Source organism: Nonomuraea glycinis, assembly GCF_014646515.1.
GTDB lineage: Bacteria > Actinomycetota > Actinomycetes > Streptosporangiales > Streptosporangiaceae > Nonomuraea > Nonomuraea glycinis.
Window position 1 is genome coordinate 763701 of sequence record NZ_BMNK01000001.1, and the last position, 16323, is coordinate 780023.

At 72.3% G+C, this 16323-nt stretch carries 14 protein-coding genes; 5 read left to right on the plus strand and 9 right to left on the minus strand.

Annotation, left to right across the window (positions count from 1 at the left end):
- Positions 1 to 45 precede the first annotated feature (45 nt).
- The 3 genes from IEY87_RS03505 to IEY87_RS03515 all read right to left on the minus strand — a co-directional run bounded on the left by IEY87_RS03505 (position 46) and on the right by IEY87_RS03515 (position 1742).
- On the minus strand, positions 46 to 444 hold the full coding sequence (locus IEY87_RS03505; RefSeq protein ID WP_189136976.1) for a hypothetical protein: 399 nt from the start codon (positions 442 to 444) through the stop codon (positions 46 to 48).
- A 286-nt stretch (positions 445 to 730) separates the two neighbouring features.
- Positions 731 to 895: a hypothetical protein gene (locus IEY87_RS03510; RefSeq protein WP_189136977.1), complete on the minus strand. Its 165-nt coding sequence runs from the start codon at positions 893 to 895 to the stop codon at positions 731 to 733.
- Between the two features lie 16 nt (positions 896 to 911).
- Complete coding sequence (locus tag IEY87_RS03515) at positions 912 to 1742, minus strand: enoyl-CoA hydratase/isomerase family protein (RefSeq protein ID WP_189136978.1); 831 nt, start codon at positions 1740 to 1742, stop codon at positions 912 to 914.
- A 123-nt stretch (positions 1743 to 1865) separates the two neighbouring features.
- Between IEY87_RS03515 and IEY87_RS03520 the strand changes: the two genes are divergently transcribed.
- Positions 1866 to 2249, plus strand: coding sequence for a winged helix-turn-helix transcriptional regulator (locus IEY87_RS03520; RefSeq protein ID WP_189136979.1), 384 nt, complete (start codon positions 1866 to 1868; stop codon positions 2247 to 2249).
- 32 nt (positions 2250 to 2281) lie between these two features.
- Here IEY87_RS03520 and IEY87_RS03525 read toward each other — a convergent pair whose 3' ends face one another.
- The 4 genes from IEY87_RS03525 to IEY87_RS03540 are packed head-to-tail and all read right to left on the minus strand — an operon-like array spanning position 2282 to position 6461.
- A complete protein-coding gene (locus IEY87_RS03525; RefSeq protein WP_225276784.1) occupies positions 2282 to 3826 on the minus strand; it encodes a tripartite tricarboxylate transporter permease in 1545 nt (514 codons plus the stop codon).
- Positions 3827 to 3841: 15 nt separating this feature from the next.
- Positions 3842 to 4330: a tripartite tricarboxylate transporter TctB family protein gene (locus tag IEY87_RS03530; RefSeq protein ID WP_225276880.1), complete on the minus strand. Its 489-nt coding sequence runs from the start codon at positions 4328 to 4330 to the stop codon at positions 3842 to 3844.
- A 14-nt stretch (positions 4331 to 4344) separates the two neighbouring features.
- Complete coding sequence (locus IEY87_RS03535; RefSeq protein ID WP_189136981.1) at positions 4345 to 5325, minus strand: tripartite tricarboxylate transporter substrate binding protein; 981 nt, start codon at positions 5323 to 5325, stop codon at positions 4345 to 4347.
- Positions 5322 to 6461: an acyl-CoA dehydrogenase family protein gene (locus IEY87_RS03540; RefSeq protein ID WP_189136982.1), complete on the minus strand. Its 1140-nt coding sequence runs from the start codon at positions 6459 to 6461 to the stop codon at positions 5322 to 5324. The genes IEY87_RS03535 and IEY87_RS03540 overlap by 4 nt, the downstream gene beginning before the upstream one ends.
- 194 nt (positions 6462 to 6655) lie before the next feature.
- Between IEY87_RS03540 and IEY87_RS03545 the strand changes: the two genes are divergently transcribed.
- The 4 genes from IEY87_RS03545 to IEY87_RS03560 are packed head-to-tail and all read left to right on the plus strand — an operon-like array spanning position 6656 to position 10932.
- On the plus strand, positions 6656 to 7897 hold the full coding sequence (locus IEY87_RS03545) for an acyl-CoA dehydrogenase family protein (RefSeq protein ID WP_189136983.1): 1242 nt from the start codon (positions 6656 to 6658) through the stop codon (positions 7895 to 7897).
- Positions 7894 to 8721, plus strand: coding sequence for an enoyl-CoA hydratase/isomerase family protein (locus IEY87_RS03550; protein WP_189136984.1), 828 nt, complete (start codon positions 7894 to 7896; stop codon positions 8719 to 8721). The genes IEY87_RS03545 and IEY87_RS03550 overlap by 4 nt, the downstream gene beginning before the upstream one ends.
- 7 nt (positions 8722 to 8728) lie before the next feature.
- A complete protein-coding gene (locus tag IEY87_RS03555; protein WP_189136985.1) occupies positions 8729 to 9859 on the plus strand; it encodes a CaiB/BaiF CoA transferase family protein in 1131 nt (376 codons plus the stop codon).
- Between the two features lie 32 nt (positions 9860 to 9891).
- Positions 9892 to 10932 carry a LysR family transcriptional regulator gene (locus IEY87_RS03560; RefSeq protein ID WP_189136986.1) on the plus strand — a complete coding sequence of 347 codons (1041 nt, stop codon included), beginning with the start codon at positions 9892 to 9894 and terminating at the stop codon, positions 10930 to 10932.
- A gap of 78 nt (positions 10933 to 11010) precedes the next feature.
- Here the strand turns inward: IEY87_RS03560 and IEY87_RS03565 are convergent, their stop codons facing one another.
- Positions 11011 to 13122: an ABC transporter permease gene (locus IEY87_RS03565; protein ID WP_189136987.1), complete on the minus strand. Its 2112-nt coding sequence runs from the start codon at positions 13120 to 13122 to the stop codon at positions 11011 to 11013.
- Complete coding sequence (locus IEY87_RS03570; protein WP_189136988.1) at positions 13119 to 16316, minus strand: FtsX-like permease family protein; 3198 nt, start codon at positions 16314 to 16316, stop codon at positions 13119 to 13121. Before IEY87_RS03570 ends, IEY87_RS03565 begins: the two co-directional genes overlap by 4 nt.
- Positions 16317 to 16323 lie beyond the last annotated feature (7 nt).

Sequence of the window (16323 nt, forward strand, 5' to 3'; positions counted from 1 at the left end):
AGCAGCTGCTGTGATCGCGACGGGGCAGGGCTCGGCGACCGGCGCTCAGCCGTCGATCCGGCTGATGGTGTACGTCTGCGGGGTGGCGCGGTACTGAGCGCGCAGTTGATAGCCGTTGCCCGCACCGGAGGGCTTGGTGTCGCTGATCACCACCGGCCGTTCGTCTTGCCACCATTCGCACTGGTCGCCGCCGCCCAGGAATTTCCACCGCTGGCTGGTGGAGCCGACGGCGCAGAGATAGCCGTCGCTGGAGTCCAGCCAGTAACCGTTGTAGGGGCCGTCCTCGATTTTCATGCGGCAACTCCAGCCGCCGTCTTCTTCCCGGCCGTCCACCACGTGGAAGCGTGCCTGGGTGGAGTTGACGGCGCCCCAGCACAGCCACTTGGTGTCCACCAGGTGCGTAGGGTGGCCGACGGCGCCCTGAGCGCCGTACACGAAGTCCATTCGGCTCTGGGAATGTGGCTCCGTGCCCCGGTAGATGGAGAACCGTCCTTGTGGAAGTCCCATAGATCCCTCACAGGCTACTTTGTGTATTCGTACATGCTCATTGAGTAGCTACCCGGCATCAGAACGGGCCGCACCCAGGCCAGTGAGGCAAAGGAGAGCGTTTCGCAGCATCCCCCGCTTGCCACGGGGCCGGGCAGCGTGGGGGTCGGAAACGGGGGCCGCCGGCGGGGGTGCTCTTACCGTGTGCCGCGGCCTCAGCCGAGTTCGGCGGATGCGCCTGCGGTCAGGCGGCGGTGGTGTGGAGATCATGGACGACAACGCGCTGGCCGAAGAGCTGCGTCAGGTGATAGGGGAGCTGGTCCGCGCCGTACGGGTGGCCGACACCATGCCCTCCGGGAAGTCCGCCATCCTCGGCTACCTCGATCGAGATGACCGTGCAGGCGCGCACCTGACGATTCCAGGTCCTAGCCGGCCAGGCTCCGGAGCAGGCCCTCCAGATCGCGTTCGCCGTCGGGGGTCTGGGCGCCGTGGGCCAGTCCGTCGCGGATCAGCTCTGTGGCCGCAGGGCGCATGATCTGTCCCATCCAGGCGTCGTTCTCCCGCCGGAGCCCCTCGGCCAGGTCCTCCGGCAGGACGGCGCGCTTGGCCGCTGCGATCACGCCCTCGGGCAAGGCGGCGATGTTGCGGGCGAGCCGGTCGACGACGTCATCGAGTTCGTCGGCGGGGACGGCCTGGTTGACCCAGCCGTAGAGCTCCGCGGTCTTGGCGTCGTACAGGTCGGCACTCAGCACCGCCTCCAGCGCGCGGTTGCGGCCGACCCTGGTGGCGAGATACTGCGTGCCCCCTCCACCGGGCACGATGCCCATGAGGGCTTCGATCTGGCCGATCCCCGCACGGCCGATCGCCGCGAACGTCATGTCCGCGGCGGCGACGAACTCCGCCCCGCCGCCGCGCGCCATCCCGGCGAGCTTGACGATGGTCACCTGGGGCTGGTGCCGCAGCAGTTCCCCCACGGCCTGAAAAATGTTGACACCATCCGGAAGGTCTCGCGCCAACTCGTCCAACGCGTCCGGCGTGTCACCGAGCGACATGTCGACGTGGGCGATGAAGAAGTCGGGATTGGCGCTGTCGAACACGATGACCCGAACCGAGTCGTCGTCCCGCAACGCGGTCAGCAAGCGCCGGAGATCGCCCATCAGGGCGGCGTCCAGGACGTTGACAGGTGGATTGTCGAGGGTGACGCGGGCTATGCCGGCTTCGCGGCGCACCCGCAGGGTCGTGTAGGCGTCGTTCATGGAGATCCCCGATCCGTATCTGGTAGGCACCTAGGTTCCCGATGCATACTTACGATGCGGTGGTGGGTGATCAGCCGTCAATAACGCACTTCTGGCATCTCAAGGATCGCGAAGGATACCGATATGGCCATTCCCGAAGCCGGTACCTCGGTGGACCTCGTCTACCGGGCCGACTGTCCCAGCCGCCCGATCCTCGACCAGATCGCCGACAAGTGGTCGATGATGGTGATGGCGGTCCTCAACGAGCCCAGGCGGTTCAACGAGATCAAGCGCCGCCTTGAGGGTGTCACCCAGCGCGTCCTGACCCAGACCCTGCGCCGCCTGGAGCGCAACGGGATGATCACGCGCCGCGTGCTGCCCACCTCGCCGGTCGGCGTCGAATACTCACTCACGCCGCTCGGCGAATCGCTGCGGGAGCCGTTCAGCCGGTTGTACGACTGGACGGTCGACAACGCGGACGAGATCCAACAGCATCAAAGACAGTACGACCAGCACATCCAGAGCTGAGAACTCGATGCGCACGCGCTACACGCGGGGCGTCACCCGCCGGGGGTGGGCGTGCGCTGGTCCGTGACCCGGCCGGGGCGTTGCCTCATGCCCCTGCGCGCGCGGAGCGCTCGCCGAGCCGACCAGGCCACGGCCAGGACGACGAGACCGAGGATCACCATCGTGACGGGCCGTCCGAGGACGTACCCGGGGTTTCCGTCGGAGAAGGCCAGGGTCTGGCGCAGGGAGACTTCGAGCGTGGGCTGGAGGACGACCGCCAGCACGAAGGGGGCCATGCTGTACCCGGCTCGGCGCAGCACGAATCCGAGCAGTCCCGCGACCAGCATGACCATGACGTCGAACATCGAGTTGTTCTCGGCGTACACGCCCACGACGCACAGGCCGATCACGAACGGCATCAATGCCTGCGGCGGGATGGACAGCAGGCGGGTGAAGAGTCCCACCAGCGGAAGGTTGAGCACCAGCAGCATCAGGTTGGCGATGTACATCGCGGCGATCACGGTCCAGAACAGCTCGGGCTGATCCTCGACGAACGTCGGGCCGGGAACGATGCCGTTGAGCAGCAGCGCGGCGAGCACGAGTGCCATGGTCGGCGCGAACGGGATCCCGAGCGCCAGCAACGGGACGAACGCCGCGCCCGCCGCCGCGTTGTTGGCCGCCTCCGGGCCGGCCACCCCCTCGACGGCGCCCTTGCCGAACCTGCCGGGGTCCTTGGAGATCTTCCGCTCGACGACGTACGAGGCGAACGTCGACAGTACGGCGGCAGGGCCGGGCACCAGCCCCAGCAGGAAGCCGATCACCGAGCCACGCACCGCCGCCGGAGCCGCCTGCCGGGACTCCTGCCTGCTGGGCAGGAGCTCCCTGAGCCGTGGCGCCTTGACAGGATCCGGGCGCCGGCGCCGGCCGACCATCGTGAGTGCCTCGGCCACGCCGAAGACCCCCATGACCAGGGCGATGAAGCTGAAGCCCTCGGCCAGGGCGTCGGACCCCATGGTGAACCTCAAGTGACCGCCGGCCGGGTCGATCCCGACCGTGCCGATCGCCAGGCCGGCGCAGATCATGACGACCGCTTTCGCGGTGGAGCCGTCGGCGAGCGCCGCCAGCAGCAGGAGTCCCGCGACGCACAGCGCCAGATACTCGGGCGGACCGAGCTTGACCGCTATCCCGCTCAGCCACGGCGCCGACATCATGAGACCGAAGATGGCGATGGTGCCTGCCAGGAACGAGGAGACCGCCGCGATGGTCAGTGCGGGCCCAGCTCTGCCCCGTTTTGTCATCTCGTGGCCATCGAGCGCGGTGACCACCGACGAGGCTTCACCGGGGACGTTGAGCAGGATCGAGGTCGTCGACCCGCCGTACGTGGAGCCGAAGTAGATGCCGGCGAACAGGATCAGCGATCCCGTGGGGCCCAACTGCGTGGTCATCCCGAGCAGGACCGACATCGCGCCGATCGGCCCGATGCCGGGCAGCACGCCGACCACCGTGCCGAGCACCACGCCGACCAGCGCGAGGATGATGTACGCCGGATCGGCGAAGGTGGCGAAGCCCGCGCCGAGGTTGTCGATCGCGTCACCCACGGGGCGTCCTTCCGTTCAGAACAGGCCGAGCGTGCCGCTCGGCAGGGGGACCGACAGCCAGCGAACGAAGATCAACCAGGTGGCGGCGCCGAAGGAGAACCCGAAGATCACGGCTCTGCTCCACCGGGAGACCCCCATGACCTTGGCCATCAGGACCAAGGAGTTCGCCAACGTCACGACCATCCCCACGGTTTCGCCCACCGCCGGCACCAGCAGGGCGGCGGCCAGCACACCCGCGATCCGCCACCAGCGCACCTCGCCCTCGCCCTCGTCTTCTACGCCGTCTTCCGGTGGGGTGCCGCCGCCCGGCGTCCGCCGACGGCTCTGCACAAGGACGGTGACACTGGCGGCGGTCAGGACGAGCGCGACGATGAAGGGGAAGAAGCCCGCCCCGCTGTCCGCCATCGTCCCCAAGCCCTCACCGAGCGCCAGCGCGCCGTACAGCAGGCCCAGCACCAGCAGCGACCCGGCGACGATCACATCCGGCTTGGCGCTCTCTCGCACAAGACCCAAGCGTCTCATTTCGGCGCGATCAGGTTCGCCGCCTCAGCGGACTTCTCGGCCAGCCGTGCCTTGGCCGTCTCACCGTCGGCCCCGCTGACGACCAGCCCCAGCTTCCGCGCCGCCTCGGCGAACTTCGGACTCTTGACGGCCGAGCCGAACCCCTCGTTCAGCTTCCGCTGGACGTCGCCGGGCAGTCCCTGCGGCGCGATCACCACGTTGTAGGCTTCCCACTCCAGAGCGACGCCCTGCTGGTCGAAGGTCTGGATCTCGGGGGCGAGCTCGATGGGCTGGGCGGAGGCGATCGCCAGCGCGCGAAGCTTGCCGGCCTTCAGCTGCGCCATCCCGCCGGCCAGTTGCATGACGCCCACCTCGACGTTGTCGCCGAGCAGGGCCGTGACGGTCGCTTGGTCGCCATCGAACTTGACGTGCTTCAACCGCGTGCCCGTCAGCTGCTCGAACTTTTGGGCAGGGATGGCGTAATTGAGCGGACCCTCGGCGATCGTGATGGCTCCGGGGCGGGCCTTGGCGGCCGCGACCAGATCAGCGATGCTCTTGTACGGCGAGTCGCCGGGCACCACGAACAGCACCGGCGACGTGGTGACCTCGCTGATCACCGAGACCGTCGCCGGGTCGTAGGAGACCTTCTCGGTACGCGGGAGCAGGGTCAGCGGGCCGTCCGGCACGAGGCCGATCGTGTGCCCGTCCGGTTTGGCGCTGAGCGTCGCCGTGGTGCCGACCGAGCCCGCGCCGCCCTCCCTGTTCACCACCTGGACGCGCCGGCCGAGCTTGCCCTCGCCGTTGACGATCTCGACCAGTGCACGGGACGTGGCGTCGATGGCGCTTCCGGCCGGATAGGGCACGATGAGCTGGATGTTCCGTGTCGGATAGCCGCCCTGGGAAGCGGGCGCACCGCATGCCGCGGTGAGGAGTACGACGGCCGCGAGGACCGTGGGCAACGCGGTACGGCCGCGTCTGCCGGCCGGAAGAACACTCATGGGGCACCTCCTGGGAGGGACAGGGGAGGATGGGTTCCCGGCCCGATGGCGGCCGTCGCGATGATCGAGTCGTGCCAGCCGTCGTCGCCGAAGTCGTAGGCGTCTCGGTGGAGCCGTTTGAAGAACAGGTGCGCGCTGTGCTCCCAGGTGAAGCCGATCGCGCCGTGGAACTGCACCATCGCGGCGGACATCTGGCGGGCCAGGTCGGCGGCGCGGCTCTTGACCACTGACGTCATCAGAGCCGCGTCGTCGCGCCCGGTGTCGTGGGCGTGGGCGGTGTACCACAACGCGTGGGTGATCGTCGTCCATGCGACGTACAGCTCGGCCATCTCGTGCTGGATCGCCTGGAAGCCGCCGATCGCCCGGCCGAACTGCCGGCGCGCACGAAGGTGATCAAGAGTGATCCGCATCGCCGTGCCCGCGGCACCGACGAGGTCCGCGCTCACCAGCACGGTCAACCGCCGGACGATGTGCTCGAAGATTTCGTCGTGCGCCCAGCTCAGCGGCTCAGCGGGCACATCGGCCAAGGTCACCCGGGCCGCACGCACGGTCCGGTCGACGGTCTCGACCGCGCGGATCGACACCCCGGGATGCCCGGCCGCCACGACGAACACGGCGGGGCCAGTCGCCGACGTGGCGGCGACCAGCACGATGTCGGCGTCCTCGGCATGGCCGACGATTCCGGCGTCGCCGTTGAGCAGGCCGTCACCGGTGGCGGTGACGGCGATGCCGGCGCGGTCCCACGAGCCGCCCGGAGCGCGCAGGGCGGTCGCGCCGACGATCTCGCCCGCGACCATCGGCGCGAGCCAGCGACGCCGCTGCTCCGGGTCGATCGAGGTCGCGAGGACGTCGCAGGCGGCCATGGCCGTTCCGACGCCCGCCGGGGCGAGGCCGGCCCCCAGCGCCTCAGCGACCACGGCAAGGTCGAGCAGCCCGAGTCCGAGTCCGCCATCCGACGGCGCGGCCGTCACCCCGAGCCAGTTGAGGTCCGCCGCCGCGCGTCGCAGGCCGGCGTCGAGCCCCGCCGAGGGCGTGTCGGCGTACGTCGCCACGCACGCCAGGTCCAGGTGGCGATCGAGCCAGCGCCGTACGGCGCCGCCCATCGCCACCTGCTCCTCACTGAGCCTGAAGTCCATGTCACCGGTCCACTTTCGCGAATGGCACACAGTTCACAATGCATGGGTGTAGTACGTCAAAGACGTGAACTCACCCCGACTCATTGCGTTACACAATGAGTCGGTCATGGGTTTTGCTCTTTGACGCTCCAGGACGACGGTGCTCAGGATGGGCGTGCGCACAGGGCCGAGTCGGACAAGGAGTGGTGCACGGCATGGATCTTCGATACTCGCCGGCGGCGGAGAGATTCCGGCGGGAGATCCGTCGATGGCTGGAGGAGTCCGTGCCGGCGAAGCGGCGCCGGCCGCGTTTCTGGATCGACCGGGACGGGAGTGAGGAGTCCCTGGAGCTGCGGCGTCGCTGGGAGAAGGACCGGTTCGACAACGGCTTCGCCGGTGTCGACTGGCCCGCCGAGTTCGGCGGGCGCGGGGCCGATCACGAGATCCGGGCGGTGCACGACGAGGAGATGGCGCGAGCCCGGGCACCGATCGGTCCCTTCCTCGGCCTGACCTACCTCGGCACGGCACTGCTCGGCCCCACACTGCTGCGCTACGGCAGCGACGCGCAGAAACGCACGATCCTGCCGCGGATCCTGTCCGGCGAGACGATCTGGTGCCAGGGGTTCTCCGAGCCGGAGAGCGGCAGTGACCTGGCCGGCCTCTCGACCACCGCCCGGCGCGACGGCGACGTCCTGGTGGTCTCCGGCCAGAAGACCTGGACCTCGCTGGCGCGCCACGCCGACGCGATGTTCGCCCTGGTCCGCACCGATCCGCAGGCGGCACGACGGCGCGGCATCACCTTCCTGCTGATCGACCTGACGCTGCCGGGGGTGCACGTGCGCCCGATCCGTCAGATGTCCGGCTCGTACGAGTTCGGGGAGGAGTTCTTCGACGGGGTACGCGTGCCCGTCGACGGCAACGTGGTCGGCCGGATCGACGACGGCTGGGCCGTGGCCCGCTATCTGCTCTCGGTCGAGCGGAACGCCTCGCCGATCAGCCAGTACGTGGAGTTCGGCCACGAGCTCGACGACGTGATCGCCGCGGCCCGGCACACCTGGAAAGACGGCCTTCCGGCCATCGAACACCCACAGATCCGGACCCGGATCGCCCGCTGCCGGGCCGACCTGGAGCTGCTCCGCGTGCGCGGCTACGACGCGATGACCCGCACGGCCCGGGGGCAGGACCTGGGCGCCGACGCCTCGGTCACCAAGCTGCTGTGGTCACGGACCAGATTGGCGATCGCCGACCTGGGCGCCGACATCCTCGGCGTGGACGGCCAGCTGAGCACCGAGCCTGACGGCCGGCATCACGACCGGCTGAGCGCCGAGTCCGACGGCGGGCATCTCGGCCATCTCCGCTGGCGCCACCTTCATGTACGCGGCCAGCGGATCGCCGGCGGCACCGCGCAGATCCAGCGTACGATCATCGCCCGCGACCTGCTGGACCTTCCCCGATGAGCGCGACGGCGATCGGCTCGGGAACCGTGCTGTTCCAGCTCCACGACGGGGTCGGCACAGTGACCCTCAACCGGCCCGAGCGGCGCAACGCGATCTCCTGGCAGCTCGTACAGGATCTCCTCGCCGCCATCGAGCGGGCCGGCTCCGAGCAGGACCTGCGCGTTCTCGTCGTCACGGGCGCCGGTGCCGACTTCTGCGTCGGCGCCGACCTCGCGCGGGTCGGCTCGGACAGTGCGCAGGACCAGGAGACGCGCACCCTGCGCGGACGGTCGGTGGCCGACGACCGCGAACGGCTGAGCCGGGCCTCGGCCATCGTGGAGACGCTCGCGCACTTCCCGGCGCCGACGATCGCCGCCATCAACGGCGCCTGCGCCGGCGCGGGGCTCAGCCTCGCGCTGGCCGCCGACTTCCGGCTCGCGGCGCGGGAGGCGGTGTTCAACACCGCGTTCGTCAGCGCCGGGGTGTCCGGTGATCTGGGCAGCGCCTGGTTGCTGACCCGCGCGGTGGGTGGCGCTCGCGCGCGGGCGCTGCTGCTCGACCCGGCCAAGCTCACCGCCGCCGAGGCGGCCGGCCTGGGACTCGTGACCGAGACCACGACCGATCTGGCGGCCCGGGTCGGCGCGCTGGCCGGCAAGCTCGCCGCGCAGGCGCCGAAGGCGATGCGGTACGCCAAGGAGAACCTGGCCGACGCCGGATCGGCCACGCTGCCCGATTACCTGCGGCGGGAGGTGCCCCGTATGGTCGAGTGCGCCCGCAGCGGTGACGCGCGGCGGGCCGCCCAAGCCTTCCTGGAAAAGCGCAAACCGGTGTTCACCGGAGAGTAGGAGCGGCATGATTCCCCCTCTCGCGGGAGTTCGCGTCGTCGAGTTCGGCCACTACATCGCCGCGCCCGCGGCGACCCAGATGCTGTCCGACCTCGGCGCCGAGGTCATCAAGATCGAGCCACCCACCGGCGACCAGGCACGCGGCATCGGCGCCTACGGCGAGGGCATCGTCCTGGCCTACAACCGCGGCAAGCGCTCGATCGTGCTCGACCTCAAGCAGGCCGGCGACAGGGAGACCGCCCTGGGCCTGATCGCGGAGGCGGACGTCGTCGTGCAGAACCTGCGGGCCGACGCGCTGGCCCGCCTCGGGCTCGGGCCCGACGACCTGCGGACGGCCAACCCCAGGCTCGTGTACGTCTCGATCCGCGGTTTCACCTCCCGAGGCCCCTCGGCGCACCGGGCCGGGCTCGACATCGCCGCGCAGGCCGAGAGCGGGCTGATGTCGATCACCGGCGAGCTCGACGGTGATCCGCTCCGGGTCGGCTTCCCCGTCGCCGACGTCGCCGCGAGCTACGCGGTCGTCCAGGTCGTCCTCGCCGCGCTCCTGCGCCGGGAGCGCACCGGCGAGGGCGGGGTGGCCGAGGTCTCGCTGCTGGATGCCGCGATCCACCTGCAGTCGGCGATGTGGGGCGAATGGCACGCCTCCGGCCAGGAGCCGCGGCGCAAGGGAAACGGTCAGGCGACCGTGGCCCCCGCCGCCGACCTCGTACGCACCGCTGACGGGACCATCGTGCTGTCGGCCTACACCGCCGACCACTTCGCGCGGCTGTGCCGGCTCATCGACCGGAAGTGGATGCTCGACGACCCCCGCTTCGCCGACAACCCCGCCCGGGTCGCCAACCGGGAGGCGCTCCTGGCGGAGATCTCGCGGGCCCTCGGCGTCCTGCGGACGGAGGAGTGCCTCGCGATGCTGGCCGGCCACGGCATCGTCGCGGCGGAGGTGCGCACCTACCAGGACGTGGCCGAGGCGCCGGACGTGCTGGCCAGCGGAGTCCTGACCACGGGAGTCGGGCCGGACGGTGACCGCTACACCGTTCCGTCGCTGCCCTTCACCCTCGACGGTGTCACCGTCGAGGCGGACCGAGCGGTGCCCCGCGCCGGGGCCGACTCGGATGCGCCCGGCTGGCGCGGCGCTTGACCTGGTGAGCGGGGTCCCCATTGGATCGCACCATGAACGTCCGCGAGCTCGAATGCTTTCTCGCCGTTGTCGACCAGGGCAGCATCACCCGGGCCGCTTCCGCGCTCTACCTGGCACAGCCGTCCCTGTCACAGATCATCCGCCGCCTGGAAAGCGACCTCGGCGTGGAGTTGTTCCGCCGGGTCGGGCGCGGACTGGTGCTTGCCCCGGCCGGTGAGGCGCTCGTCGGGCCGGCCCGCCAGGTCGTCCGTGACCTGCACCATGCCCGCCAGGTCGCCGAGGGCTACCGAGGGCTGGAGCGCGGACGGGTCGACCTGGCGATCTCCACCTCACTCACGTCCAACTTCCTGGCCGCGTGGGTAGGCCACTTCCGCCGCGAGCATCCCGGGTTCACGGTCCGGCTCAAGCAGCACGACGGCGACACCGACGAGATCGTCCACCTGATCAGGTCGGGTGAGGCCGAGCTCGCCTATGCGGTCGCGCCCGTGTCCCGGCAGGGAATCGACTGCTTCCGCATCGGGGAGGGCGAGGTCGTGCTGGCGCTGCCGCCCAGTTGGCGCGCCGAGTTCCCCGACCCGATCCCGGCCGCCCTGCTCGGCGGCCTGCCCATGATCGTCGATCGGGGATTCGGGCGTGCGTACCTCGACTCCATCGGCGTCGAATCCACCGTCGTCGTCGATGTCAGTGATCCCGCCGGACTGGTACCGCTGATCATCGCCGGCGCGGGAGCCGCCGTCCTGCCGATGCGCCAGGCCTTGGACGCTCGACGCAGGGGAGCGAGCCTGCGCATGATCGAACCACTGACCGTACGAGCGATCTACGCCATCACCTCGACCTCCCCGCTGTCGATACCGGCCCGCAGATTCCTCGAACTCAGCAGGGAGAACCTCGATCGCTGGCGGCGAGCCGTGACCCGACGCACCGACCGGGGCATGACGCTGCTGGAGGCGTCCATCGACGCCGACAACGTGATCGAAGCCGCATATCAGCGTCTGGAGGAGCCCCCTTACCAGCCGATGACCTCCTCATCCGCACCGCTTCCGCCGCTGGACTCCGGGATCCGCGGGCGGTGAGCGGCACACGTCAGGGTCGCCGCCCGTCCAGCGGCTCAGCCGGCGCCCGCGCCGAGCGGCTCAGCCGGCGCCCGCGGCTCAGCTGCCGCCCGCGCGGAGCACCTCGCTCAGCCGTCGTCGGCGGCGTAGCGCCGATTCGACGGGCACCACGACGGCGACCGCCGCCAGGAAGACGACCGCCACCAGGCCGAGCCCCCACCACGGCGACGCCAGGGCCGGATCGGCCCCGGTGAGCAGGCGCAGGTCGAGCGAGCCGAACGTCAGACGGACGAGCACCGCCCCGAGCAGCGGACCGCCCACAGCGGCGACCACCACCGGCGGCAGCAGTTCTCCCGCGGCGACCCAGCGAGCCTCCCGGGGCCGCAGCCCGAGGGTGCGCAGGCGGGTCAGGGTCTGCCACCGCTCCGGCGCGCCGGCCGCCGCGCCGAGTGCGAGTCCCAGCAGGCCCAGCACTGGCAGGGTCACCGCCGAGACCCACGCCAACCGCAGCAGTCCCGCGGCCAGCGGCCCGGCCGCGGTCCCGTGGCCGACAGCGGCGCCCAGGGTGAGCGCGTACGAGGCCAGGGCGACGGAGGTCACGAGCACCAGCAGCGGTAGCACCCGGGCCGAGGTCGCCGCCGCCCTCGCGGCCCCGAACACCGCCAGCGGCCGGCGCGACCGCAGCAGCCGCTTGAGCGCGAAGCGCGTCCCGAGGGGCAGCGCCCGCGCCAGCAGGAGCCCGCCGGCGAGCGCGCAGAGGGCGGGCGCGCTCGCGGGCAGCACCCCGCCACCGATGCCACGCTGGTACAGAGCGATGACGGAGCCGGACGCGGCCACCAGCACCCCGGTCTCCAGGGCGGCCCGCCGCAGTCGTCCGGTGTTCCGCATCCACCGCCGCGCACTCCGGTTGGCCGGGACGCGGCGATCCCGGGTGGCGCGGGCGGCGGTGAGCGTGCCGAACGCCGGTCCCGCGGCGACGGCGGTGACCACCACGGGGGCGATCCACTCCCAGGAGACCCCCGGCGCGACGGCCCGGGCCAGGCCGAGCCCGGCCGCCGTGGCCAGCAGCGCCGACACGGCGGATTCGAGCAGCAGCTCGCCACCGATCACCGGCAGCGACATCCCTCGCTGCCGGGCGGCCGTCAGGGCGGGGGCGCGGCGGTGTACCAGCAGGTCGGCGGCGAGCAGCAGGACCAGGATAGCGACGGCGAGCAGGGTGATGAGCAGGACGGACGCCTGCGCGGAGGCCGCGTGGACCTGGGCGCTCACGTTCCGCAACACCCCGTCGAGCCGGGTCTCCCACTTCAGCGAGCCGTCCCGGGCGCCGGAGGAGCCGGAGGCCGCCTTGAGCCCGACCACCTTCGCGGCGACCGACGGGACCACGGCCCAGGTGAGCCGGGCCGGGTCGGGCGTGAACCAGACGGTACGCCGCAACTCGTCCTGTCCGAAGGCGAGCCGGGCGTCGGGCAGCGAGTCGCGGGACAGCAGCCCGGCGAACCGGGTGCTTCCCGCGCCGTCCGCGCCGGCGACGGGACTCAGCAGCGAGGGGAGGAGCCGCCAGGCGGGATCGGCGCTGTCCCGAGGCCGGAAGACGCCGCTGATCTGAACCTTCTTGACGTTCCCCTGGTCGTCGGCCAGCGGGAGGCGGTCGCCGGGACGGAGCCGGAGAGCGGCGGCGTCCGCCTCCGACAGGCCCACCTGCACCGGCCACGGCGGCGCGCCGTAGGGAACCGCCGCCGTCTCGGAGTCGGTGGGCCGGGGCGGGCCGCCCGCGATCCAGGTCACGTCGGGCCCGCCGTCGCGGGCTACATAGGCGAGCTGGAACGTACGCAGCACGCTGCCATCGGTGATCTTGAGGGTGGGGCTGATGACGGTGGCGACGGGTGGATGCAGAGCGGCGCGCAGGCCGGGGCCGAGCTCATCCGTCGCCCTGGCCCGGAAGTCGTCGACGTCCTCGGCGAGGCGGGGGTGCCGGACGCGGCTGCCGTTCGGCCCGTCGTCGCCTTCCATGCGGCTGTGGACCTGGAGGTCGCCGCCGCTGCTGCGTACCGCGTCCCTTACGGCGGCGTCGGCGGTCGCGGACAGGAGCGGCGGCATCGCGCCGGCCAGCAACGTGATGGCCACCACCACGACGGCGGCCAGGAGCAACGGCCCGGCGTCCGCGCGGGCGCGGCCGGCGACGCTGGGCCAGTGCGGTGCCGGGATCCTCACGACGCCACCCGCAGATGCGCGGCGTCGGCGAGCCGGGCCTGGACGACGACCACCACGCTCACCGCCAGCGCGCACCCGGCCAGCAGCCCGGTGAGCAGGGCGGCCTCGGCGGCCCACGGCCAGACGGACAGCACCTCCGGAACGGGAGCGGAGCCGGTGTCGGAGCGGACGAGCAGTGGCGCGACGAGGCGGGTGGCCAGCGCGCCGACGACCGCGCCCGCCGCGAGCAGCGGCACCAGGATGCCGACGTGCTGGCCGAGCAGCACCGCACGGATCTCGCGCCGAGTCATCCCCAGACCCCGCAGGCGCGCCACCTCGACCGCGCGGGCCCGCAGATCGAACGTCACGTGCAGGACGATTCCGGCGATCATCAGCAGCACCGCGGCCGGTACGAGCAGCCGGAGCACGGCCGGCAGCCCGGCCCGCAGCGGGCCGCCGGTGAGCCGGGCGGTCTCGGACGCGCGCGTGGTGACGCTGCCGAGCCGGAGATCGGCCACCTCGCCTCCGGTGGGACGGCCGACCCACCACGCGTCCACGGGCACGTCGAAGTCGCCGCTGACGGCGAGGGCCCGGGAGAGGGCGTCGAAGTCGGCCAGGACGGCCGCCGCGCCCGGAGCGGACGGCACGGCCGGCAGCACCTCGGCCACGCTCACCTGTACGGGGGTGAGCCCGACGGTGAGGTCGAGCCGGGCGCCGCGCCGGGCGCCCGCCTCGGCGGCGAAGCGGGCGGAGACGGCGACGGGCACCGGTCCCGGAGCCGGGAAGGCGGTGGCGACCAGGGTCCTGGCTGCGTCCGGCGGGCCCTTCAGCGCGACGGTCGTGGTCATTTTCAGCTCGGCGCCCGCTGCGGTGCCGGTCAGGGCGACGGCCGGGGTGCCGAGCTGCCCGGGGGCCGGCCCGGCCGAGGTGGCGGTCCAGGACGCTACCTCAGAGTCCGCTCCCGCCGACGATGCCGCAGAGTCCGCTCCCGCCACGGTGAGCGTCACGGCGACCCGGCTGTCGCCCGCCGGGGGTTCCGTCAGGGCATTGGAGTAGCCGGTGCCCACGTTCCCCGTCGCGATCGCGAACGGCAGGGACACCGCGACCAGCCGGAGCCCTTCGGCCGTCGCGCAGTCCGGCAGCGGATGCGCTCGTCCGTCGAGCGGAACGGGCGCGCCGGTGCACGGAGTACGCAGCCCGGTCGCATCCTGCAGCAGCAGCCGGGGCGTCACGGTGAGCGGCGTCGTACCGGTCGCCTTCCCGGCCAGCGAGAGCGCGGCTCCGGCCGGGACGGGCACACCGGCGGCGCGCGCCGGCGGCGCGAGAACGGCGCCCACGGCTTTCCAGGTGCGACCGTCGTTCAGCCGCCCGCGCAGCAGCGCCTCGGCACGCGTGGTGTCCACGGCGATCAGCCGCGGCGGGTCACCGGCACCGCCGAGCCACTGCCCGACCGCGACGCCCCGATCGGTGGCGGGGCTCACCTCTCCGCCAGTGGCCGCGCCGACCACCCGGCCCTGCCCGGCGGCGGGCGGGGCGGTGAGGGTGAGCGCGAGATCGGTGCCGACGGACAGATCGGCCTGGTCCTGCTGGGAGCGCTGCCAGGTGGCGTCGAACCCGATCCCGTACGTGGCCGCCGCGCAGCCCAGCCCGATCAGCAGCCCCGCCGCGACCGCCTGTGGCCTGCGGGCGGCTTCGAACGCGGCCAGCGGCAGCATCAACCCGCGAGCCCGGACGGCCAGCCGTTCCACGATGCGCAACGCGGGCCACACCAGGCGCAACGTCACCGCCGATCCGGCGATGAGCAGCAGCGCGGGAGCGAGCACCCGTACGGCGTCGATGGGAGAGCCCGAACCGGTCGGCTGATCGCGCAACTGCCACCAGCCGACGGCGGCGAGCGCCACGAGCAGCAGGTCGGCGCCGGAGCGGGCGAGTAGTTCCCGCCGCCCGCGCACCCCTGGGGAGGAGGTCCGCAGCGAGGGCACGACGAGCACCGCCGCCAGCGCCAGCGCGCCGCCGGCGACGGACACCACCTGTGCGGCGTTCACACCGAACGGCGTGGCGAGCCCGGCCCCGGCCATGGGCGGCAGCCGGGTCAGCCCGGCGTGCAGGGCGGACGAGGCCGGGATCGCCACCGCGGTGGCGAGCACGGCCAGCGCGCCGGCCTCGACGAGCGCCGCGCCGGCGAGTTGACCGCGGCCGACGCCCAGCGCGGACATCAGGGCCGTCTCGTCACCGCGCACCCCGGCGCTGAGCCGGCCGGCGAGGGCGAGGGCGGTCGCGGTCAGGACGAGTCCGATGGCGGCGACGGCGAGCACGGCGGCCGTGGTGACCCGCTGCTGATCGTGCGCGGCCAGCAGGGTCGAGGGCAGCCGGGAGGCGACGCGCTGGATGCGTACCCGGTCGCCGAGCGTCCGCCCCAGCCGGCGGTCGGCGCCGAGCACGGCCTGGGTGACGGTGTCGAGGTCGCGGCCGGAGGGGGCGGACAGGTCGGGGAGGGCGCTGATCTCCAGCCGGTCGAGGGTGGAGCCGCCGCCGAGCAGGTCGGCGAGGTCGACGATGAACGGCCCGTACGCGTGCACCGGCTGTGCGGAGCGGCCGTCGCGATAGGCCGGATCGTAGCCGGTGGCGGCGAGGGGGTCACGCTCCCAGCCGCTGCCCGGCAGCGGGCGGACGATCCCGACCACCCTCACCTCGATCCCCTGGTCGGGATCGTCGGCCAGCTCTCTGCCGAGGCCGACCCGGCTGCCGACGGTCAGGCCGAGGTGCCGCGCGGTGCTCTCCAGGACCACGGACTCCGCCGGCACGGCACCCGCCCGAGGCAGACGTCCGCCGGCCAGTTGGGCGCGGGCCGGCAGGTCCTCCACCCCCGACAGGTACGCCACGGCCGGAGCACCGGCGCGGGGGAGCGACCGCATCACGGACGCCCCGCGCGCGGCCGTCGTCGTCGCGAACGGAGCGAGGGCCGAGGTCAGCACGGCGCGGGTGTCATCGGCGACGGATCTCGCGTGCTCGCCGCGCATGGTGACGGTGTAGGCGGTGACGTCGATCTGGTCGGGGGTGGCGCGGGAGGCGGCGGTCTCCAGCGCCTGCTCGGCGGTACGGGTGAGCAGGAGGGCGCAGGTGCCGAGCAGCGTGGGGCCGACCACGGCGACGGCCAGGAGGGCCGCCAGCAGGGGCCATTGCGCACGGGCGCGCCGGGCGACCAGCCTCAGCACGGGCAGC

Coding starts and splice junctions, on each gene's coding strand:
- IEY87_RS03505 (WP_189136976.1), bottom strand. CDS start 444: ATGGACTTCGTGTACGGCGCTCAGGGCGCCGTCGGCCACCCTACGCAC.
- IEY87_RS03515 (WP_189136978.1), bottom strand. CDS start 1,742: ATGAACGACGCCTACACGACCCTGCGGGTGCGCCGCGAAGCCGGCATA.
- IEY87_RS03520 (WP_189136979.1), top strand. CDS start 1,866: ATGGCCATTCCCGAAGCCGGTACCTCGGTGGACCTCGTCTACCGGGCC.
- IEY87_RS03535 (WP_189136981.1), bottom strand. CDS start 5,325: ATGAGTGTTCTTCCGGCCGGCAGACGCGGCCGTACCGCGTTGCCCACG.
- IEY87_RS03540 (WP_189136982.1), bottom strand. CDS start 6,461: ATGGACTTCAGGCTCAGTGAGGAGCAGGTGGCGATGGGCGGCGCCGTA.
- IEY87_RS03545 (WP_189136983.1), top strand. CDS start 6,656: ATGGATCTTCGATACTCGCCGGCGGCGGAGAGATTCCGGCGGGAGATC.
- IEY87_RS03550 (WP_189136984.1), top strand. CDS start 7,894: ATGAGCGCGACGGCGATCGGCTCGGGAACCGTGCTGTTCCAGCTCCAC.
- IEY87_RS03555 (WP_189136985.1), top strand. CDS start 8,729: ATGATTCCCCCTCTCGCGGGAGTTCGCGTCGTCGAGTTCGGCCACTAC.
- IEY87_RS03560 (WP_189136986.1), top strand. CDS start 9,892: ATGAACGTCCGCGAGCTCGAATGCTTTCTCGCCGTTGTCGACCAGGGC.